This window comes from Kribbella sp. HUAS MG21, from assembly GCF_040254265.1.
Lineage (GTDB): Bacteria > Actinomycetota > Actinomycetes > Propionibacteriales > Kribbellaceae > Kribbella.
Map to the genome: position 1 here is coordinate 8,332,796 of NZ_CP158165.1, position 19,817 is coordinate 8,352,612.

Annotated in this window: 18 protein-coding genes and 1 pseudogene; 8 read left to right on the forward strand and 11 right to left on the reverse strand. The window is 70.3% G+C overall.

What is annotated here, in order from left to right; translation table 11 throughout:
• Positions 1 to 16: 16 nt before the first annotated feature.
• Genes hrcA through ABN611_RS40005 form a run of 3 tightly spaced genes read right to left on the reverse strand, consistent with a single transcriptional unit; the run spans position 17 to position 2,818 of the window.
• Positions 17 to 1,039 carry a heat-inducible transcriptional repressor HrcA gene (gene hrcA, locus ABN611_RS39995; RefSeq protein WP_350277519.1) on the reverse strand — a complete coding sequence of 341 codons (1,023 nt, stop codon included), beginning with the start codon at positions 1,037 to 1,039 and terminating at the stop codon, positions 17 to 19.
• A 49-nt stretch (positions 1,040 to 1,088) separates the two neighbouring features.
• Positions 1,089 to 2,192, reverse strand: a complete 1,104-nt coding sequence (locus ABN611_RS40000) for a Gfo/Idh/MocA family oxidoreductase (protein ID WP_350277520.1) — start codon at positions 2,190 to 2,192, stop codon at positions 1,089 to 1,091.
• The gene (locus ABN611_RS40005; protein WP_350277521.1) at positions 2,177 to 2,818 is read right to left on the reverse strand and encodes a ThuA domain-containing protein; all 642 of its coding nucleotides are present in this window, start codon (positions 2,816 to 2,818) and stop codon (positions 2,177 to 2,179) included. The genes ABN611_RS40000 and ABN611_RS40005 overlap by 16 nt, the downstream gene beginning before the upstream one ends.
• 132 nt (positions 2,819 to 2,950) lie before the next feature.
• On the opposite strand from ABN611_RS40005, the pseudogene ABN611_RS40010 reads away from it, so the two are divergent.
• The 3 genes and pseudogenes from ABN611_RS40010 to ABN611_RS40020 all read left to right on the forward strand — a co-directional run.
• A pseudogene (locus tag ABN611_RS40010) lies at positions 2,951 to 3,250 on the forward strand (EF-Tu/IF-2/RF-3 family GTPase); the annotation flags it as partial.
• 13 nt (positions 3,251 to 3,263) lie between these two features.
• Entirely contained in the window at positions 3,264 to 4,034 is a 771-nt protein-coding gene (locus ABN611_RS40015; RefSeq protein ID WP_350277522.1) for an MBL fold metallo-hydrolase, read from the forward strand.
• An 82-nt stretch (positions 4,035 to 4,116) separates the two neighbouring features.
• Positions 4,117 to 5,628 (forward strand): NCS1 family nucleobase:cation symporter-1, encoded by a 1,512-nt coding sequence (locus ABN611_RS40020; RefSeq protein ID WP_350277523.1) that lies wholly within the window; start codon positions 4,117 to 4,119, stop codon positions 5,626 to 5,628.
• On the opposite strand, the gene ABN611_RS40025 is transcribed toward ABN611_RS40020, so the two are convergent.
• The gene (locus ABN611_RS40025; RefSeq protein WP_350277524.1) at positions 5,583 to 6,848 is read right to left on the reverse strand and encodes a DUF6596 domain-containing protein; all 1,266 of its coding nucleotides are present in this window, start codon (positions 6,846 to 6,848) and stop codon (positions 5,583 to 5,585) included. The genes ABN611_RS40020 and ABN611_RS40025 overlap by 46 nt on opposite strands.
• Positions 6,849 to 6,851: 3 nt before the next feature.
• A complete protein-coding gene (locus tag ABN611_RS40030; RefSeq protein WP_350277525.1) occupies positions 6,852 to 7,223 on the reverse strand; it encodes a YciI family protein in 372 nt (123 codons plus the stop codon).
• Between the two features lie 189 nt (positions 7,224 to 7,412).
• Between ABN611_RS40030 and ABN611_RS40035 the strand changes: the two genes are divergently transcribed.
• On the forward strand, positions 7,413 to 7,865 hold the full coding sequence (locus ABN611_RS40035; protein ID WP_350277526.1) for a hypothetical protein: 453 nt from the start codon (positions 7,413 to 7,415) through the stop codon (positions 7,863 to 7,865).
• Between the two features lie 49 nt (positions 7,866 to 7,914).
• On the forward strand, positions 7,915 to 8,739 hold the full coding sequence (locus ABN611_RS40040) for a DUF3097 domain-containing protein (RefSeq protein WP_350277527.1): 825 nt from the start codon (positions 7,915 to 7,917) through the stop codon (positions 8,737 to 8,739).
• Here ABN611_RS40040 and ABN611_RS40045 read toward each other — a convergent pair.
• Entirely contained in the window at positions 8,714 to 11,290 is a 2,577-nt protein-coding gene (locus ABN611_RS40045) for a DUF3376 domain-containing protein (RefSeq protein ID WP_350277528.1), read from the reverse strand. The genes ABN611_RS40040 and ABN611_RS40045 overlap by 26 nt on opposite strands.
• Before the next feature lie 114 nt (positions 11,291 to 11,404).
• Between ABN611_RS40045 and ABN611_RS40050 the strand changes: the two genes are divergently transcribed.
• Genes ABN611_RS40050 through ABN611_RS40060 form a run of 3 tightly spaced genes read left to right on the forward strand, consistent with a single transcriptional unit; the run spans position 11,405 to position 13,313 of the window.
• On the forward strand, positions 11,405 to 12,028 hold the full coding sequence (locus tag ABN611_RS40050; protein ID WP_350277529.1) for a hypothetical protein: 624 nt from the start codon (positions 11,405 to 11,407) through the stop codon (positions 12,026 to 12,028).
• A gap of 3 nt (positions 12,029 to 12,031) precedes the next feature.
• On the forward strand, positions 12,032 to 12,868 hold the full coding sequence (locus ABN611_RS40055) for a hypothetical protein (protein WP_350277530.1): 837 nt from the start codon (positions 12,032 to 12,034) through the stop codon (positions 12,866 to 12,868).
• A 37-nt stretch (positions 12,869 to 12,905) separates the two neighbouring features.
• Positions 12,906 to 13,313 (forward strand): VOC family protein, encoded by a 408-nt coding sequence (locus tag ABN611_RS40060; RefSeq protein WP_350277531.1) that lies wholly within the window; start codon positions 12,906 to 12,908, stop codon positions 13,311 to 13,313.
• Between the two features lie 11 nt (positions 13,314 to 13,324).
• Here the strand turns inward: ABN611_RS40060 and ABN611_RS40065 are convergent, their stop codons facing one another.
• The 5 genes from ABN611_RS40065 to ABN611_RS40085 form a co-directional block, all read right to left on the reverse strand.
• Positions 13,325 to 14,344 carry a LacI family DNA-binding transcriptional regulator gene (locus tag ABN611_RS40065; RefSeq protein WP_350277532.1) on the reverse strand — a complete coding sequence of 340 codons (1,020 nt, stop codon included), beginning with the start codon at positions 14,342 to 14,344 and terminating at the stop codon, positions 13,325 to 13,327.
• A gap of 50 nt (positions 14,345 to 14,394) precedes the next feature.
• Positions 14,395 to 15,717, reverse strand: a complete 1,323-nt coding sequence (locus ABN611_RS40070; RefSeq protein WP_350277533.1) for an ABC transporter substrate-binding protein — start codon at positions 15,715 to 15,717, stop codon at positions 14,395 to 14,397.
• A gap of 126 nt (positions 15,718 to 15,843) precedes the next feature.
• Positions 15,844 to 16,944 carry a LacI family DNA-binding transcriptional regulator gene (locus ABN611_RS40075; RefSeq protein WP_350277534.1) on the reverse strand — a complete coding sequence of 367 codons (1,101 nt, stop codon included), beginning with the start codon at positions 16,942 to 16,944 and terminating at the stop codon, positions 15,844 to 15,846.
• On the reverse strand, positions 16,904 to 18,661 hold the full coding sequence (locus tag ABN611_RS40080) for a DUF2264 domain-containing protein (RefSeq protein ID WP_350277535.1): 1,758 nt from the start codon (positions 18,659 to 18,661) through the stop codon (positions 16,904 to 16,906). Before ABN611_RS40080 ends, ABN611_RS40075 begins: the two co-directional genes overlap by 41 nt.
• Positions 18,662 to 18,732: 71 nt before the next feature.
• Positions 18,733 to 19,779, reverse strand: a complete 1,047-nt coding sequence (locus ABN611_RS40085) for a hydroxyacid dehydrogenase (protein ID WP_350277536.1) — start codon at positions 19,777 to 19,779, stop codon at positions 18,733 to 18,735.
• Positions 19,780 to 19,817: the final 38 nt, after the last annotated feature.

Here is a 19,817-nt window from a genome sequence, read left to right on the forward strand (position 1 = left end):
GTTGATAGCAGAATCGTCATGACTCAGCCAGGATCTGGCTGACGTAGCGCGCGACGGCCCGTACGGCGCCCATCGTGCTCGGATAGTCCATGTGGGTCGGCCCGACGATGCCCAGTGTCGCCAGCGCCTCAGACTTCGACCCGTACCCGGTCGCGACCACCGACGTCGTGGCCAGCTCCTCGTACGGGTTCTCGTGGCCGATGCGGACCGTCAGAGTCTGCGGGTTGGTCGCCTCGCCCAGCAGCTTGAGCAGGATGACGTGCTCCTCCAGCGCCTCCAGCACCGGCTTCACGTTCCGCTCGAAGTCGTCGCCGTACCGGGTCAGGTTCGCGGCGCCGCCGACCGCGATCCGTTGCTCGCCGACCTCGTCGGTGAACGCCTCGAACAGCGTCGTGACGATCGACGCGACCAGCGAACGGTCGCCGGGCGCGAACAGCTCGGGCACCCCGGCGAGCGACGTCGCCGCGTCGGTCAGCCGCTGGCCGGCCAGCACGCTGTTCAGCCGGGACCGCAGGTCGGCGATCAGCTGTTCCTCGACGTCGTGCGGGTGCTCGACGATCCGCTGCTCGACCCGGCCGTTGCTGGTGATCAGCACCAGCAGCAGCCGCCGCGGGCTCATCGTGACGACCTCGATGTGCCGGACGCTCGACCGGTTCAGCGACGGGTACTGCACGATGGCGACCTGGCGGGTGATCTGGGCCAGCAGCCGGACGGTCCGCCGGACCACGTCGTCCAGGTCGACCGCACCGGCCAGGAACGACGTGATCGCCTTCTTCTCCGCGACCGACAGCGTCTTGACCGTGCTCAGCTTGTCGACGAACAGCCGGTACCCCGCGTCGGTCGGGATCCGGCCGGCGCTGGTGTGCGGCTGGGTGATGTACCCCTCCTCCTCCAGCGCGGCCATGTCGTTGCGGACGGTGGCCGGGGAGACGCCGAGGTTGTGCCGGTCGACCAAGGTCTTGGAGCCGACCGGCTCATGGGTCGCCACGTAGTCCTCGACGATGGCGCGGAGCACATCCAGCTTGCGTTCGTCGAGCACGCGCACCACCCTCTCGGCCTCTTGGCACTCAATCCTTCAGAGTGCCAGTCTAGGCGGTCTCGGGTGACGCTCCCAACGGAACGGGCGCGGGGCGTGCCACAGTGCTGGTCACATCCAGCGGCTGATCCTGGACGGCGGAGTCGATGAACGACTCCAGTACGTCGAGCACGTGGAAGGCCAGCTCTCCGGTCGCGCGGTGCGGCTCGCCCGTGCGCAAGGCCCGGGCCATGTCCGCGACACCGACGCCCCGGCCCGCACCGGCGTACCCACCGGCGACCGGGACCTCGGTCCACTCGCGCTGCTCGGGAGTGACGAGCTCGACGGTCCCGTCGAACCCGTTCGGGTCGGGCACGGACAGGCTGCCGTCCGTACCGTGGACCTCGATCCGAGGCAGCCGCCCGGCCCACACGTCGAACGACATCAGCACGGTGGTCAGCGCGCCCGACGCATGCTCCAGCACACCGGTCACGTGCGTCGGCACCTGTACGTCGAACACGGTCCCCGCCCGAGGCCCGGTGTGGATCGTCCGCTGCTGTTTCGCCTGGCCCGCGCGAGCGGTGACCCGGACGACCGGTCCGAGCAACGTGACCAGACTCGTCACGTAGTACGGCCCCATGTCGAGCACCGGCCCGCCTCCGGGCTGGTAATAGAACTCGGGCGCGGGGTGCCACAGCTCGTGGCCGGGGGTCACCATGAACGCGGTCGCCGCGTGCGGGGTGCCGATGTCGCCGCGGTCGATGACCGCGCGCGCCGTCTGGGTGCCGGTGCCGAGGACCGTGTCCGGTGCGCAGCCGATCCGCAGGTCGTTGGCGGCCGCGTACTTCAGCAGCGGCTCCGCTTCGGCGCGGTCCATCGCCAGCGGCTTCTCGCCGTACACGTGCTTGCCGGCTGCCAGCGCGGCCTGGTGTACGGCGGCGTGGGCTGCCGGGATTGTCAGATTGACGACAATCTCAATGTCGTCAGCCGCGTAGAGCTCGTCGGGAGTCAGCGCACGGATCCCGTCGTTCTCGTCGGCGATCGCCTCGGCTCGGGAGCGGTCCAGGTCGGCGACCGCGACCACCTCGACGCCGGGCAGTTTGCCCAGGTGCTCGAGGTACGTCCCCGAGATGACCCCGGTACCGACGATGCCGACACGTGTCACTTGCTCGCCCACAGCAGCCCCCGCTCGATGATCGTGCGGACCTCGGGCGTCTCCAGGTCGTCCAGCTTGTGGCCGACCGTGCAGACGAAGACCTTGCCCTCACCCCAGGTGCGGGTCCAGATCGCCGGCATCACCGCGCCCTCGATCCACGGGTAGTCCGGGTGCGACTCGAACGTCGTGGTGGCGAGCACGTTGTTGGTCGGGTCGTAGTGCACGTAGTACTGCTCGGTGTGCACGTCGAAGTGCTTGATGCCTTCGACGATCGGGTGGTCGGCGGTGATCTCGACGCGGTAGTCCGTGAAGCCGTGCGGGTGCGAGATGAACTGCCCGCCGGTGATGAAGCTGTAGTCGACGTTCTTCCGGAACGAGTCCGCGATGCCGCCGTGCCAGCCGGCGAACCCGGTACCGCGCCGGATCGCCGCCTCCAGGCCCTTGAAGTGGTCGTCCTCGATCTCGCTCATCGTCACGCACTGCAGCACCAGGTCGACGCCGTCGAGGTCGAGGTACGCCGCGGTGCTGCCGGAGACCGTCACCTCGAAGCCGTTCTCCTCGAGGAACGGGATGAACAGGTCCGTCGCCTCGACCGGGGAGTGCCCTTCCCAGCCGCCCCGGACCACCACAGCACGTCGTGTCGTCACACCGGCCACCCTTCGAAAGTTTCGGAGTTCCGATCGGAACACTTGCGACCTTAAGTCGGCGGGAGAGGGCTTGCCAACCATTAGGCTCAAGGGATGGGCTGGAAGTTCTGGAAGCGGCAGGACCGCACGTTCCCGGAGCCGCCGCGCCCGCAGGACACGTTGCCGGTCGGCTCGTTCGGGATGACCGTCGAGGACGTCTTCTCGATCACCGGCCGCGGCACCGTGGTGACCGGGCGGGTGCAGGCCGGGGCGGTGTCGGTCGGCGAGCAGGTGCTGCTCAGCCGCGCCGGGCAGCCGCTGCTGCAGGTCGAGGTGACGGGCATCGAGATGTTCCGGAAGATCGCCAAGACCGCGAAGGCGGGAGACAACGTCGGCCTGCTGCTGCGCGGCCTCAGCCGGGACCAGGTGCTCAAGGGCGATGTACTGAGCAAGTAATGTCGAGGCCATGAGTACGTGGGCCGAGATCGGCGACCGCACCTGGGTCCGTCGGTACGACGAATGGGACCTGAACGTCGGCCTGGTCGTCGGCAGCGACGGCGCGCTGGTGATCGACACCCGCGCGACGGCCGCGGAAGCCGAGCAGCTGCGCGAACACATCCGCGAGCTCACCGACCTCCCGGTGAAGTGGGTCGTCAACACCCACGCCCACTTCGACCACGTGGTCGGCAACGGCGCCTTCCCCGAGGCCACCGTCTACCTGCACGAGAACGCCGCCGCCGAGGAGAACCTCGCCGGCACGACGTTCGCGGCGGCGAAGGTGATCGACCTCGGCGACCGCCGCGTCGAGCTGCTGTACGTCGGCAACGCGCACACCTCCGGCGACACCGTGGTCGCCGTACCGGACGTCGACGTGTTCTTCGTCGGCGATCTGCTCGAGGAGTCGGCGCCCCCGTCGTACGGCGAGGACTCGTTCCCGCTGGAGTGGCCGGACACGATCCAGAGCGCGATCGGCATGATGACACCGGACAGCACGGTCGTCCCCGGGCACGGCGCCGTCGTCGACGTGGAGTTCGCGCGCGACCAGGCGATCGACCTGGGCAAGGTCGCGAACACGATCTCCACGCTGCACCACGCCGGCACGTCGCTCGAGGACGCACTGAAGCACGCCGAGGATTGGCCCTGGCCGGTCGACAAACTCCAGGACGCGATCCGCCGCGGCTACGCGGCCCTCGGTACGCCGCAACGCCCCAGCCTCCCGTTGCTCGGCCCCGGATAAGTAGTTGTCCGTTGACATCACGTCATCCGGTCCAGCAACTTGTTCGCAACGAACATCGCCCGACCGGGACGGGGTGGGACCAATGGCCACTATCGAGCAGACCGTTCACCCCGACGGACGGGTCGAGCTGACCGATCCGGAAGCGCTGGCGGGCAGTGCCTACGCCAACGCGGAGCTGGCGCCGACCCGGTTACCGGAGCGGCACTGGACGACGTACAACTACGCCGCGCTGTGGATGGGGATGGCGCTGAACATCCCCAGCTATCTGCTCGCCGCGGGCCTGGTCCAGCTCGGCATGAACTGGCTGCAGGCCTTCCTCGTCATCACCGTGGGAAACGTCGTCGTGCTGGGGCCCATGCTGCTGAACAGCCACGCGGGGACGAAGTACGGCATCCCGTTCCCGGTGTTCGCGCGGGCGTTCTACGGCGTCCGCGGCGCGAACTTCCCGGCCCTGTTGCGGGCGTTCATCGCGTGCGGGTGGTTCGGCATCCAGACCTGGGTCGGCGGGCAGGCGATCTACGTGATCGTGGGCAAACTCGCCGGTGACGGCTGGACCAACGCTTCGGCGATCGGTGGCCAGCCCTGGACGCTGTGGCTCAGCTTCGCGCTCTTCTGGCTGGTCCAGATGGTGCTGATCTGGCGGGGCATCGAGGCGCTCCGGGCCTTCGAGAGCTGGGCCGCGCCGCTGGTCATGGTCGGCTTCATCGCCCTGGCGGTGTGGATCGTGGTGAAGGCCGGCGGTCTCGGACCGATCCTCGAGCAGCCGTCGCAGCTCGGCTGGGGCGCCGACTTCTGGAAGATCGCCGCTCCGTCGCTGATGGGCATGATCGCCTTCTGGGCCACGCTGTCGCTCAACATGCCGGACTTCACCCGCTTCGGCGGGAGCCAGAGACAGCAGGCGCTCGGACAGGCGTTCGGCCTGCCGACCACGATGTCGCTGATCGCGATCATGTCGATCATCACCACGTCCGGCACCGTCGTCGTGTACGGCGAGGCGATCTGGGACCCGGTCGCGCTGGCGGCCCGGTTCGAGAACCCGGTGGTCGTGATCGCCGGCCTGGTGATCGCCATCCTCGCCACCATGACCACCAACGTCGCCGCGAACGTCGTGAGTCCGTCGTACGACTTCTCCAACGCCGTCCCGAAGCTCCTGAACTATCGGACCGCGGGCCTGTTGACCGGCGTGATCGGCATCGTGATCCAGCCGTGGCGGCTGATCTCGGACCCGTCGATCTACATCTTCGTATGGCTGTCGTTCTACGGCGGGCTGCTCGCCTCGGTGGCCGGCGTGCTGATCGCGGGCTACTGGCTGATCGACCGGACCAGACTCGAGCTGGCCGAGCTGTACCAGCCGGGCGGCCGCTACTGGTACGACGCCGGCTGGAACTGGCGGGCTGTCGTCGCGACGCTGTTCGGCTCGCTGCTCGCGGTCGGCGGCGCCTACTCGAACCCGGGCGCCGGCCCGTTCCCGCAGGACGGCCTGATCCCCTTCCTCAAGCCGCTGTACGACTACTCGTGGGCGGTCGGCCTGGTGGCCGGATTCGTCGCCTACTTGTTGTTGACCCGGCTCGCTCCGGCCCGGCCGACGAGGTAGCTGCGTTCGACCTCGTTGTCGGTGAGGGCCGCGGCCGCCAGGTACGCAGCCCTCGCCGCGGGCAGGTCGCCCAGTGCTTCCAGCAGGTGCGCCCGGACCGCCTGGTCGCGTTGCCTGATCAGCGGGTTCTCGCTGAACCTGTGGGTGCGTTCGAGCTCGTCGAGCAGCGCAAGACCTCGCTCCGGTCCGAACGCCTTCGCGACCGCCACCACCCGGCTGAGCCGGACGGGATCGGTCGGCGACAACCGTTCGAGCCAGAGGTAGAGCGCGGCGATCTGCGGCCAGTCGGTCTCCGCCGCGGTCGGCGCCTGCGCATGGACGGCGGCGATCGCCGCCTGCAGCTGGTACGGACCGACGTTCCCGTCCTGCCAGACGGACTCGATCAGGGCGACGCCCTCGTCGATCAGGCCTCGGTCCCACAACGACCTGTCCTGCTCGTCCAGCGGAACGAGCTCACCGCCGGACTCGGCGCGAGCCTCCCGCCGGGACTGGGTGAGCAGCATCAGCGACAGCAGCCCGGTGACCTCGGGGTCGTCAGGCCGCAGCCGATGCAGCATCCGGGTGAGCCGAATCGCTTCCTCGGTCAGCTCCACCCGCTCCAGCCGTTCGCCACTGCTCGCCGTGTAGCCCTCGTTGAAGATCAGGTAGAGAACCGTCAGCACCGCTTCGACCCGGGCGGGCAGTTCCTCGGCGCTGGGCGGCGCGAACCGCGCCCCCGACTGCTTGAGGCGCTGCTTGGCCCGGCTGATCCGCGTCCCCATCGCCGACTCCGCCGCGCCGTAGGCATGGGCGATCTCGCCGGTCGTGAGGCCGCCGACCGCGCGCAGCGTCAGCGCGACCTGGGAGGTCTGGCTGAGCGCCGGATGACAGCAGAGCAGGAGCAGCAGCAAGCTGTCGTCCTGGTCGGCGACCGGCGCTGCCGGAGCGGTCGGATCGAGCACGGCGGGATCCGCGAGGCCGGCCTCCTGCTCGCGCCGGCGGGCCGCCTGCTCCGAGCGGACCATGTCGATCATCCGCCGGTAGGCGACCCGGATCAGCCAACTGCGCGGCTCCGCCGGGATTCCCTCGGCCGGCCACCGCCGGCTGGCCACCAGCAGTGCCTCCTGGACCGCGTCCTCGGCGCTGTCGAACCTACTGAACTTGCGGACCAGCGCGCCGAGAACCTGCGGCGCCTCGGCGCGCAGCAGGTCCTCGATGACGCGGCTCTGGTCGGTTCCCATCGGCTAGGCGGTGAAGTCGTCACCCATGATGGGCCGGATCTCGACCGGCTCACCGAGGATCTCCACGATCCGCCGGACGATGTCGACGGCCCGGTCGAGGCTGGCGCAGTCGATGATCGCGAAACTCGCCAGCACCTCCTTCAGCTCGGCGAACGGCCCGTCGGTCGCGACCACGCCCGCGTCGGTCTTCCGCACGGTCGTGGACATCACCGGATGCCCGAGCCCCTCGCTGGTGACGAACTCCCCGGTCTCCCGGAGCTCGGCCTCGAACTTCTGGTACGTCGCGAACGCGGCCATCGCCTCCTCGGACGCGAAATCGGCGGTCGCGGCGTCCCAGTCGGCCGCCGGCGTGTAGCCCAGTAGAACGAACTTCATCGGGTGCTCCTTCGTGGTGAGTGGCAAAGGTACGTGCTCACCGCTACCTCGGTCGCCTGGCCGGGGTTTTGACCTGCCGACCGAGTGACGTGGATCACATCAGATCGATGTGGAAATCCTGCTGACCGCTCCGAGGTGTCGGTGACTGCGGCCGCTGGGGACGCAGCCCCACCGAGAAGGAGTACAGCGATGACTGAGAACACCAACGGCTACGGTCCGGGCGAGCAGCCGGAGCCGACGGCGGCACTGCGGGCCCTGGACCGCCTGGTCGGTTCGTGGAAGGTGACCGGCGGCGCGGAGGGAACCGTCCGCTACGAGTGGATGGACGGCGGCTTCTTCCTCCTGCAGCACGTCGAGCTCACGCAGTACGGGCAGCAGATCAAGGGGCTGGAGGTCATCGGCCACCTCCACCCGTTCGGCGAGCCGGTCGGGGCGGACGTGGTCTCCCGGTTCTACGACGCCCTCGGCAACACCTTCGACTACGCCTACGAGCTGGACGGCGACACGCTCTGGATCTGGGCCGGCGCGAAGGGCAGTCCGGCGTACTACCGCGGCACGTTCGCCGCCGACGGCCGGTCGGTCACCGGCGAGTGGACGTACCCGGGCGGAGGCGGCTACGAGTCGACCATGACCCGGATCTGACCCCGTATGTCGTGCCGGCCGGACGGCCGGCACGACATACGGTTGTCCGGTGGCTGACAGGTATGGGAACGACGTCCTCGCAGGCGACTGGCGGAAGCCCAAGAACGGGCGGACCGTCGAGGTCGAGATCGAGAAGGGCATGGTCGTCGAGGAGCCGAGCTCGGGGTTCGTCGGCGCGATCGTGCGCTGGGAGCACGGCGTGGTCGACCTCGAGGACCGGCACGGCAAGATCCGCACGTACCCGCTCGGGCCGGGCTTCTGGCTGGACGGCAAGCCGGTCAGCCTGAAGCCGCCGAAGAAGGCCGGTCCGGCGAAGAAGACCCGGACGGCATCCGGTTCGGTGGCCGTCGACAACGTCCGCGCACGGGTCGCGCGGGCCGGCCGGATCTACGTCGAGGGCCGGCACGACGCGGAGCTGGTCGAGAAGGTGTGGGGCGACGACCTGCGGATCGAGGGCGTCGTGGTCGAGTACCTCGAAGGCATCGACGACCTCGTCGAGATCGTCAACCGGTTCCAGCCCGGTCCCGGCCGGCGGCTCGGCGTCCTCGTCGACCATCTGGTCGAGGGGTCCAAGGAGTCGCGGATCGCGGCCCAGGTCTCGAACCGGTACGTGCACGTCGTCGGTCACCCGTTCATCGACATCTGGGAGGCGGTCAAGCCGTCGTCGGTCGGCATCAAGGCGTGGCCGAAGATCCCGCACGGCCAGGACTGGAAGAAGGGCGTGCTGCAGGCGTTCGGCTGGCCGGCCACCGACCAGGCCGACGTCGCCGCGGCCTGGAAGCACATCCTGTCCAAGGTGAACAGCTTCGCCGACCTCGACCCGGCCCTCCTCGGCCGTGTCGAGGAACTCATCGACTTCGTGACTCTGGACTGATTTCCGGCAGCCGCCGCGCGATCCAGGCCCGGATCCGGCGGCGGGTCCGGCGTACGTACCAGGTGACCACGCCGAGGACCGCGCTGAGGGCCAGTACGGCGCCCGCGAGGACGGCGGCCGGGATGCGTACGGCGTCGACCAGAGCGGCCACGACCAGCAGCAGCACGCCCGCGGCTGCTGTTGCCACCGGCAACCATGGCTCGAAGAGCGGCGGGCGCCGGGCGGGGCTCAGCTTGGCCCCGCGCACCATCCGCTCCCACACCGTCTCCCGGGCCGGCTCGGTGAACCAGCGGGCGGTCCGCAACAGCCACGAGCCGGGCTGGTGCTTGCGGCCCGCGACCGCCTTCACCCAGTCGCCGACCTGCGGACCGAGACCGCCCGACACGTCGACCATCCGGTCCGCGAGCCCCTTGGTGATCGCCCGGCCCTCGGGTGACGCGTTCAGCTCGTCCCGCATCGTCACCAGCGCACTCATCCCGGCGTCCACCGGGAAGTCCCTGGCCAGCCGCCCGATCCGCTCGGCGACCGCGTCGAGCTTCCAGCCCTCGGCCTGCAGCACCTGGCGCTGGGTCTCGCGGATCCATCCGGCGTCGGCGCCCAGCATCGAGCCGAGGTGCGCGACGCAGTGCAGCCGGCCCATCAGCCAGTCCCAGCGCCGCCAGTCGGCCGCACCGAACGCCCCGAAGTGCCCGACCTGACTGCCGTACAGGATCCGGTCGTGCAACTGGTTGGCGATCGACCCCTCCTGCAGCTCGTCGAGCACCGCGAGCGGGATGTCCGGCCCGAGCCGGAGGAACTGGAACGGCGCGCTGCGCTGCTCCGGCGTACGGGCCGACGTACAGCGGGACACGATCTCCACCTCGAGCGCGGTGTCGACGAGTTCCCAGCCGATAACCGAGATCAGCTCCGCGAACGCGTCACCGAGTGCGCGCTGGAGCTGCAGGTCCTCGAAGATGTCGTTCAGCCCGACCGCGACAGCCTCCGCGCCACCGGCCGGGCGCAGGTCGAGATCCGCGGCGGCCAGCTGGACGTCGAGCGCGTCGCGAACCGCCTGCACCTTCAGCAGGCAGTCGCTCGCCGCGCTCAGCCGCTTGTCCAGCTCGTCCCGCTCGGCGGCGTCCGCGTCGCTCACGCGGTACCGCAGTGAGCGCAGGATCAGCCGGATGATCCGCTCGGCCGCACCGGTCCCCCACAGCCAGCGCGGGTTGCCCTCGGCATCGTGGCGCAGGGCCGCCGTGGAACCGTCCGGACCGGGCACCCACGGATGCGCGGTGGCGAGGATCTCGTCGACCTCCGCCTCGGACAACGCGGACGCGGCGTCCAGCACCGTCGACTGGTCGTGGTTCGCCTTCGTCACGGCCTCCCAGACGCCACCGGCAGCGCGACCCCGCGAGTACGCCGGTTGCAGCGCCTCCGCGGCCGCCTTCAGCCGGGCACGCTCCTCCGGTTGCTTCAGGCAACGGTCGAAGAGCCGCTGGGTGTCGGACCAGGACGCGTCGGCCTCCAGCAGCAGGCGTTCGAGCTGCTCGACGTCCGAGCGGAAGTCCACCTCCCGCGGGAACTGCACCGCGGACAGCGCCGCCACCCGCCAGCTCGGCTCGTGCGCGCCCGGCAACGCCGTCGACGCGTGCCCGATGCCTGCGGACGGTACGACGTACAGCACGTAGCGGGTCGCCTTACCGGCGACGGGCCGCCGGGCGACCACGTCGAGGACCGGGCCGAACGGCGCGTTGTCGAGCACGCCGCCGTCGACCAGCCAGGAGCCCGACTCGGCGGGATCGGGCTGGATCCGCGGCGGTCGCGCGGCCAGCTCCGGCGTCTCCAGCACCGGACCGAACGCGGCCGGGAACGACGCGGACGCGCGCGCGGCCCGCGCGAGCAGTTCGGTGTCCTTCAGCCCGTTCTTGTCCTCGACCGTGAACTCCCGGCGCTTCCCGTCGTACGTCGGCGCGTCCTCGCTGGTGAAGCCGTACAGATACCGGTGGTCGGGTACGACGAACGCCTGGCCCGCGGCGTCCTTCGCCTCGAACTGCTGCACGCCCAGCCCGGACGCCGTCACGAACAGCGTGACCGGCTCCTCGGCGTCGCTCTGCCCCGCGTCGGCGACGCCCTTCAGCAGGTCCTCGAGCTGCCGCAGGAAGTACTTGCCGTCGAGCACCGACGTCGACTTCACGCCGGCCGACGGCACCAGCTTGCCGACGTCGAGCGAGCCGAGCCCGACCCACTTCTTCCGCAGCCACGGGCCGTCGTCGCCGTCGGGGTCGAGGGTCGAGCCGTTCGCGATCGCGGTCGCCAGCAGCGAGCCGTTCAGGCCGCCGGCGCTGGTGCCCGCGATCACGTCGACCACCACGCGCCGCTGCTCCGCACCCTGCCGGCACAACTCCCGCCAGCGCTCCGCGAGCACCGCGTCGTACGGCTGCGGACCCGGCGCGCCGTTGTCCCCGGACGCGCGCCGGATCAGATCCAGCTCGTGCGTCACTCCGCCCATCCAGACCGCGAGGCTGACACCCCCGTTCAGCACCAACGCGATCCGGATCTCGTGGTCACTCATGCGCTCCCCCTCTCACCCACAGATACCACGGTTTGCGATTCGTCGCAGCGGAGAGTGAACAAACGGTTGTCGGGATCTGCACGCAGGGTCATCCTTGTGGTGGGGGTGGTCGTCATGCGCTGGTTGGCTGTGACGGTTTCGGTACTCATCCTCGCGGTCGCGGGGTGCGAAGACACGGCCGGGAACGGCGGCGGCAGCACGTCCCCGCCGACCCCGACCGACAACGGCACGACGGAACCCCCGACGGAGCCAACCACCACCGAAACCACCCAGACCCAGCAGAACAGGCCGTCGCTCGAGATCGCCTCGCTACCGGTCGGCGGCGTCCCGGAGGACGGGTCGAACTGCAACCCGGTCAGCTGGCTGGCGGGCGACATCCCGGAGGGCGTGACGATCACGCTCGGACGGCCGCGGTTCGACCCGTCCGGGATCTTCACGGTCGATCAGTCCGGATGCCCGGGTGACGCGCGGCGGTGCCGCGGTCTGCAGTGGACCGCCGAGAAGGCCGAGCAATGCTGGGTCGGCTTCCGGCAGATCGCCGACGAGGGCAGCGTCACCCTGGTCATCCCGGCGATCGCGACCTGCGAGACGCGAAAGCTGTGCAACAGCTTGAAGGGTCTCGGCGGCAGCCAGATCGGCCTGACCGCCCAGCGCCGCGAGACCCCGCCCGAAACCCCGCCCGAAACCCCGCCGGAGACCCCGGAGGAAACACCGTCCGAAACACCGTCCGGCGGGTGACGGATGGCGGACGAACGCTCGCAGGCCGAGCGCTGGGTCAGTTTCGCCGCGGGCATCATCACGCCGGTGACGCTGCTGAGCGCGCTGTTGTTCTACTTCGGGTATGTTTCCGCGCGGTCGCAGTACGAGTACTTCGGGATCGATGTCGACACGATCGGGCTGAGCACGCAGGACTACGTGATGCGCAGTCCGCAGCCGTTGCTCGTGCCGTTGCTGGTGATCACGCTGCTCGCGGTCGCGGGGTTGCTCCTGCACAACGCGATCCATCCGACAGCGGTCGCGGTACGGCGCGCCGCCCGGGTCACCACGGTGGTGTTCGTGCTCGGCGTCGTCGGGCTGCTCGCGTATCCGTTGATCGGCCGGATCCCGTACTACGCCTTGATCGTGCCCGCGGTGATCGGGCTGTCGGCCGCGGTCCTTGCCTACCTCACCTATCTGCGGCGCAAGGCGGACCCGAAGCTCGGCTCGCAGCGCGTTCTCGTCGCACTGCTCGCCGTCGTCACGGTCACCTGCGCGTTCTGGGCGACCGCGACCACCGCGCAGTACTCCGGCCGCGGCCTGGCGAAGTCCCACGCCCGCGAGCTGAACCGCTTCCCGGTCGTCATCCTCGACACGAAGGAGAAGCTCGCGCTCCGCTCCCCCGGCATCGAGGAGACCGCGCTCCGCGCCGGTGCGGGCCAGACCTTCAACTACCGCTACCGGGGCCTGCGGCTGCTGGTGGTCGGCGAGGACCGGCTGTTCCTGGTGCCGCACAAATGGACCGCCTCCAACACCACGATCGTCATCCCGCTCGACAGCTCGGTCCGGGTCCAGTTCCAGTTCCAGAACGACCCGCCGTAGCCGGAAACTGTCGGACCCGCGGAGAACAATGCCGAGCATGAGTGCTCAGCCGGTCCTTCGCAGCGTCGATGCCGTCACCCTGACGGTGCCCGACCTGGACGCCGGCCTGCGGTTCTACAGGGACGCGCTGGGACATGAGCTCCTGTGGCGCAACGACGAGCTCGGCCAGGCCGGCCTCCGCTGCCCGGAGTCGGCGACCGAGATCGTGATCGCGACCGGGCTACCACCCGAGCCCAACTGGTTGGTGCGATCAGTGGCCGAGGCGATCGAGCTGATCACGGCAGCCGGTGGTCAGCTGCTGAGCGGCCCGATCGACATCCCGGTGGGTCGCGTCGCGGCCGTGTCCGATCCGTTCGGCAACCGGCTCGTTCTGGTCGAGCTCAGCAAGGGCCTCTACACCACAGACGAAGACGGCCAGGTGACTGGTGTCGCCCCGGAACGGTAGCGAGACTCCGGTCAGGCGCTGTCGCGGACGATCAGCTCGGTCGCGTAGATCTCGGGGCCGGTGTGGTCCGCGCCGCCGATCTTCGCGAGCAGGATCTCGGCCAGCCGCGCGCCGAGCTGCGCGACCGGCTGCCGGACGGTCGTCAGCTTCGGCGTCGTCGTGGTCGCCAGCACCGAGTCGTCGAAGCCGACGACGGCGACGTCCGCCGGGACGCGCCGGCCGCGCTCGGACAGCACGCGCAGCGCCGCCGTGGCCATCAGGTCGGAGGCCACGAACAGCCCGTCCAGGTCCGGGTGCTCGTCGAGCAGCCGCAGCGTCGCCTGCTCGCCACCGTCGGCGGTGAAGTCGCCGTACGCGATCATCTCCGGCAGGCCCGCTTCCCGCATCACTTCCTGGTACCCGGTCAGCCGGTCGATGCCGGCGGTCATGTCGAGCGGCCCGGTGACGGTGCCGATCTTGCGGCGCCCGATCGCGAGCAGGTGCTCGACGCCGGTCCGCGCGCCGGCGACGTTGTCGACGTCCACACTGGCCACCGGTACGTCGACTCCGAGCGGCCGGGCGCTGAACACGATCGGCAGCGGCAGCTGCGCCAGCTCCTGCAGGACGTTGTCGCGGCCGTGGTGGCTGATGATGATCGCGCCGTCCACATGGCCGCCGCGCAGGTAGCGCAGCAGCCGCTGGTCGTCCGCTCCGGTCGGCTCCGGCGCCGGCTCGATCAACAGCACGAGCTGCGACGACGTCGGTGCGAGCGTCCGGCTGACGCCGCTGAGCATGCCGGCGAAGAACGGGTCGGAGAACACCCGGCTGTCCGGCTCCGGCACGACGATCGCGATCGAGTCCGTACGGCGGGTCACCAGCGCGCGGGCCGCCCGGTTCGGGACGTAGCCCAGCTGGCTGATCGCCTGCTCGACCGCGGCCACCGTGTCCGGCAGCACCTTCGGCGATCCGTTCACCACCCGGGAGACGGTCGCGCGGGACACTCCGGCCAGCGCCGCGACCTGCTCCAGTGTCGGAGAACCAGACTCGTTCATCGGCCCTCCTCCGTTCTCGACAGGCCTGCGATCACACCGTAGTACGTCAGCTAGTTGCCGGCGCGGGTGTTGGCGACCGTGTCGGCCTGGTCGAGGGCCTGCTTCCAGGCCGCGGCCGCCGGTTGCTTGCCGTCGTCGACGCGGGCCAGCGCGGCGCTGAAGATCTGGTTGACCTCACCGTCGCGCGGACCCTTGTGCTGCTTGAGGATCACGCTCCGGGCCCGGTTGACGAAGATCTGCCCGACCGGCGCGTTGTTGAAGTACGGGTTGACCTGGGACTTCACCTGCGGGTCGTCGTACGCGTCGAGGGTGGACGGGAACGAGCCGACCTTCTTGAACACCTTCACCTGCTGCTCCGGCGCGGTCAGCCAGGCGGCGAGTTTCGCGGCCTCCTCCGGATGCGCCGACTGCACCGGCACGGTCAGGTACGACCCGCCCCAGTTGCCGCCGCCACCCGGGAACACGTCGGCGACGTCCCACTTGCCCTTGCCGTAGCTGCCGGCGTTGTCCTGGATCACGCCGAGCAGCCAGCCCGGGCACGCGATCGTCGCGAACTTGTCGGTCCGGAAGGCGGCGTTCCAGGCGTCGCTCCAGGCCGGCAGCCGCGCGGACAACCCGTCCCGGCTGCCGGCGACGACCTGGTCCCAGGTCCGCTTCAGCAGCGGGTTCTCCGCGCCGAGGAAGCGGTCCTGGTTGGAGTAGTACGCCTGGATGAGCTGGTTGCGCATCGCCTCCCAGGTCAGCACCGCGGAGTCGTACCACGCCGATCCCGGGACCCGCTGCTTGAACTTCCGGCCGGTGGCGAAGTACGACGGCCAGTCCTGGAACAGCTCGGCGACCTTCTCCCGGTCGGTCGGCAGCCCGGCCTTCGCGAACAGGTCCCGGCGGTAGCAGATCGCCTCCGGGCCGATGTCGGTGCCGTAACCGATGATCTTCCCGTCCTGCGTGGTCGCGCCGGAGACCTTCCAGTCCAGCCAGCGGTCCTTCAGGTCGTCGGCGCCGTACTTGCGCAGGTCGACGAACTTGTCGGACTTGGCCAGGTACTTGTAGATCCAGCTGACCTCCATCGCCTCGATGTCGGCCAGGCCGGTGCCCTTGCGCAGGTTCGCGTCGAGGTTCTTGACGTGGTCGTCGACCGTCTTGGCCTTCTGCTCGACGATCGTGATGTTCGGGTGCTGCGCCTCGTACTCCGCGTACAGGTCGGCGTACCCGAACTCGTTGAAGGTCGCGATGGTCAGCTCGATCTCCGGGCCGTCCGCCTGCTCGGCGGTGGCCCCGGGCGTACCGGAACCGGAACCACAGGCGGTGACGAGGAGGATCGCGGCACCGGCCAGCAGGCCGGCTACGGGGCGATAGCGGGCACTGGGCCGCATGTCGACTGCTCCCTGGAACTGGACGGGTTGAGAGCGCTCTCGGATCGCGAAAGTGAGCTGAGTCTCAAGCGTCCGCAGTGGATATGTCAAGCATCTTGACAGTCACCGGGAGTGAGCTGTGCGTGATCACCGCATGCGGGGCGGGGCGACCGAGTCGCGGACCACGACGACGGTGCCGAGCGTCGTCACCTGCTGCTGGTGCGCGAACGGGTCGGCGCTCTGCTCCTGCCCCGCGAGACCGGCCCGTACGGCGGCCCGCCCGAGCTCCTCGAGCGGCACCCGGACCGTGGTCAGCGCCGGCCGCAGCTCGACCGCGACCGGTACGTCGTCGTACCCGACCACCGAGACGTCGCCAGGGATGCTGAGCCCGCGCTCGCGCAGCGCGGCGTACACCCCGGCGGCGACGATGTCGTTGGCGGCGAAGATCGCGGTGAAGTCGAGCCCGTCGTCGAGCGCGCGCAGCGTCTGGTCGTACCCCCACTGGCGACCGAACGCACCGGTCCGGACCAGGCTCTCGTCGCAGGCGAGCTTGCGCGCCGCGAACGCCTGCCGGAAACCGCGCAGCCGGGCGGTCGTGGTGGACAGCGTGGTCGGCCCGCCGAGGTACAGGATCCGCGTGTGCCCGACACTCAGCAGGTGGTCGGTGATCGCCGCTGCGCCGCCGGTGTTGTCGTACTCGACGGCGTACGCCGGGACGCCCGACTCCAGGCCCGGCCGGCCGCAGAGCACGAGGCTGGAGCCGTTGTTCGCCAGCTGGCGCGCGCGCTGCCCGACCGCGGCGAAGTACTCCTGGTCCTCGACCGCGCCGCCGACCAGGATCACCGCGTCGGCGCGCTGCTCGAGCAACAGGTCGACGAACCGCAGCTCGGCGGAGTCGCCGCCCTGCGTCGAGCAGACCAGGCAGAGCCGGCCGGACGACAGCGCCTCGGCCTGCACGCCGCGCGCGATGTAGGCGAAGAACGGGTCGACGATCTCGCTGACCACGATGCCGACGACCCGGGTGGTGGAGCCGGCCAGGGCGCGCGCGTGCGCGTTGGCGACGTACCCGAGATCGCGCATCGCGCGTTCCACCGCGGCCCGTGTCGAGGCCGCGACCGGATAGTTGCCGTTGACAACACGGGAGACGGTCGCGGTGGAGACGCCGGCCCGGGCGGCCACGTCGCGGATGGTCCGGGCGGCCTCGGGGTCACGCCGGCGCGCCCGTTGCCGGGGCGGTTCCGCCGCCATCGCCCACCTCCTCGTCCAGCTGTACGTCGGCCCGGGTACCGTCCGCGAAGCGCAGCGTGACCTGACACCCGTCCACCGTCACGTCGAGGCTCTCGGCCAGTTGCCGCGGCCAGACCGTGTCGCCGGACAGTACCACCGCCGACACCAGTACCCGCGGACCTCTTCCGTCGTACCGCGCTTCCAGGTACGGCGTCGCGGAATGCGGGCCGAACGCGTTGGAGTCGAGCCCGCGCCGTACGTCCGCGCGCTCGTACCCGTACAGACCGACGACCACACTCGTGAGCCGATCGACACGTGTCGCCTGTGCCCACAGCGGTCCCGTGCTCACCTCGGGCCGCTCTGTCCCGGCGACTGCGTAGCCACCGTGGCGCACCACGCCCTCCGGCCCGTCGACCAGGACGCAGCGGACCTCGATCCGCCCATGCACGACGCTCGTCACCCGGATCCTCGATCCGCCGACCTCCCACCACGAGGACGCCGGGTCGATGCGCTGGATCCGGTTGCGGTCGCCCGCCAGTCCGACGTGGTTGTCGAGCACTTCGTCGGTGAGCTCGGGCGCCGTCCTGGTCGAGTACGCGAGCCGGTTGTAGTGCGGGTCGCCTTCGCCGCCGTGGTCGCTGCCGTGGTTGAGCAGCCGGACGATCCCGTCGTGCTTGGTCGCCTGGATCACGAACCCCGGCGCCGGCATCGCGCGCACCTGGTCGCGTTCGTCGAGCGGCAGCGCGGCCTCCCGTGCGGTCCAGACCTCGTGATCGGCCGGGAGCAGGAGGCCGAGGAAACCCTTCGACGCCCAGTACGGCGACGCGGGTCCGGAGTACGGCTGGGTGACCGGCAGGAAGTGGTGGTGCCAGCCGAGGGTGAGCAGGCCGCGCTCGTCGGGAACGCCGTGGTCGACGAAGTGCCGAAGCGTTCCGGAGCACAGCCGGCGCGTCTGGCCGGGCGTCAGCGGCGTGGCGTCGAGCAGCGCGCCCATCCAGTACGGCGCCGCGGCGGCCATCCGGTAGCAGAGCGATCGCCCGAAGTGGATCGGGGCGCCGTCCGTGCCGGTGAGGTGGACGGCATCCTCGAGGAAGCGGTGCAGGCGTTCGCGGTACACCGCGAGCCGGCCGTCGGCGGACGGGCCGGCCATCCGCGTCCACAGGCCCGGGTAGAGGTGCATCGCCCAGCCGATGTAGTGATCGAAGTTCTGCCCGGCGCCGTCGGAGTACCAGCCGTCACCGACGTACCAGTCCTCGATCCGGTCGAGGCCCGCGTCGATGTCGTCCTGGGAGTACGGCGCTCCCACCGACGCGAGGAACTGCTCGCCGACGACCTGGAACAGCCGCCAGTTGTTGTCCCACGTCCGCGACCCGACGAACCCGCTCAGCCAGTCGACGACCACCTGCTGCTCGGGTGCGTCGAGCTTGTCCCAGAGCCAGGCCCGCGACTCGTGCAGCCCGACCGCGATCGCCGCCGCTTCGACCATCTGCTGCGAACAGGGCGTCAGCCGCGGCCAGTCCCCGGCGGCACCCGCGACCAGCCCGCGCGCGTAGCGCTCGACCAGCCGATCGTCGCCGTCGGTCGCGGCGATCCGGAACGCGGCCAGCAGGAACGACCGCGCGAACCCCTCCAGCCCGTCGCAGTCCGCGCCCGACCAGCTCCCCCGACCCGGCAAGCGGACCTGCGCGCCGTTGTCCGAGAACCACGGCACCAGCGAGTCGAGCAGATGATCAGCCACCGCGAGCCAGGTCTGCCGCGTGTATCCGGTCCGCGGAGACAGAAGCCGATCCGGAGCCGGCAACCAGCGCATCATGCGATGCGGCCGAGGTCGTCGTGGTGGATCGGGTGCGCGAGCGGACGGCCGGCGACGAGGTGCTCCAGTTCGGCGACGGCGGCGTCGCCGAGGCGGGTGGATTCGTTGCCCATGGCACCGGCCAGGTGGGGTGTGATGAAGACGTTGGGCAGCTGCAGCATCGGTGAGTCCGGGGGCAGCGGCTCGGGATCCGTGACGTCGAGGATCGCGTCGAGCCGGCCCGCGACGCACTCGCGTTCCAGTGCCGCGTGGTCCACCACCGGGCCGCGGGCGGTGTTGATCAGCACCCCGCCGTCGGGCATCGCGGCCAGCAGCTCCGCGGACACCAGGCCCTGCGTCTCCGGCAGCAGCGGTGCGTGGACGCTCACGATGTCGCTGGCCGCGAACAGCTCCGGCAGCTCACACCACCGCGCGCCGAGCGCCGCGGCCTCCGCGCGGCTCAGGTACGGATCGTTCACCAGTACGTCGACGTCGAGGTCGCGCAGCCGCTCGAGCACCAGCCGCCCGATCCGCGAGGCGCCGAGGACGCCGACCGTGGTACCGAGCGTGCCCAGGATCGGGGCCCCGGGCAACGGCCGCTTCACGCCGGAGACCCGGAACCAGTCCCGGTGCCGGAACGCGCGCTTGCTCGCCAGGACGATCGCCGCCAGCGTGAACTCCGCGACCGGGATCGCGTTCGCCGCGGCCGCCGACGAGACCTCGACCCCGCGCTCGAACACGACCGGGTCGACGACCGTCTTGATCGTCCCGGCGGCGTGCACGATCGCGCGCAGCTTCGGCGCCGCGTCCAGCACATCCGTGGTGATCCGCGGGCAGCCCCACCCGGTCAGCAGCACCTCGGCGGCGGCGAGCTCGTCCGCCACGTCCGCGAACGACGACACCAGCCGCGGCGTGCCGTCCGGCCGGAGACCGAGCAGCTCGGCGACACCCTCCAGCCGGGACGCGGCGGCGGGGGTGACCACCTCCGACCAGCTCTCCGCGGGCATCGCCACCAGGGTGCGCAACCGCGGACTGCTGTCCCGGTCGGATTCAGGATTCGGCACGGATCACTCCTAGTAAACGGTTACTAGAAACCGTAGGC

Bases quoted from the DNA above. Each gene is read 5' to 3' on its own strand.
- ABN611_RS40060 (WP_350277531.1), top strand. From the start codon at position 12,906: ATGAGTGCTCAGCCGGTCCTTCGCAGCGTCGATGCCGTCACCCTGACG.
- ABN611_RS40025 (WP_350277524.1), bottom strand. From the start codon at position 6,848: ATGGGAACCGACCAGAGCCGCGTCATCGAGGACCTGCTGCGCGCCGAG.
- ABN611_RS40055 (WP_350277530.1), top strand. From the start codon at position 12,032: ATGGCGGACGAACGCTCGCAGGCCGAGCGCTGGGTCAGTTTCGCCGCG.
- ABN611_RS40045 (WP_350277528.1), bottom strand. From the start codon at position 11,290: ATGAGTGACCACGAGATCCGGATCGCGTTGGTGCTGAACGGGGGTGTC.
- ABN611_RS40065 (WP_350277532.1), bottom strand. From the start codon at position 14,344: ATGAACGAGTCTGGTTCTCCGACACTGGAGCAGGTCGCGGCGCTGGCC.
- ABN611_RS40070 (WP_350277533.1), bottom strand. From the start codon at position 15,717: ATGCGGCCCAGTGCCCGCTATCGCCCCGTAGCCGGCCTGCTGGCCGGT.
- ABN611_RS40015 (WP_350277522.1), top strand. From the start codon at position 3,264: ATGAGTACGTGGGCCGAGATCGGCGACCGCACCTGGGTCCGTCGGTAC.
- ABN611_RS40030 (WP_350277525.1), bottom strand. From the start codon at position 7,223: ATGAAGTTCGTTCTACTGGGCTACACGCCGGCGGCCGACTGGGACGCC.
- ABN611_RS40035 (WP_350277526.1), top strand. From the start codon at position 7,413: ATGACTGAGAACACCAACGGCTACGGTCCGGGCGAGCAGCCGGAGCCG.
- ABN611_RS40075 (WP_350277534.1), bottom strand. From the start codon at position 16,944: ATGGCGGCGGAACCGCCCCGGCAACGGGCGCGCCGGCGTGACCCCGAG.
- ABN611_RS40050 (WP_350277529.1), top strand. From the start codon at position 11,405: ATGCGCTGGTTGGCTGTGACGGTTTCGGTACTCATCCTCGCGGTCGCG.
- ABN611_RS40020 (WP_350277523.1), top strand. From the start codon at position 4,117: ATGGCCACTATCGAGCAGACCGTTCACCCCGACGGACGGGTCGAGCTG.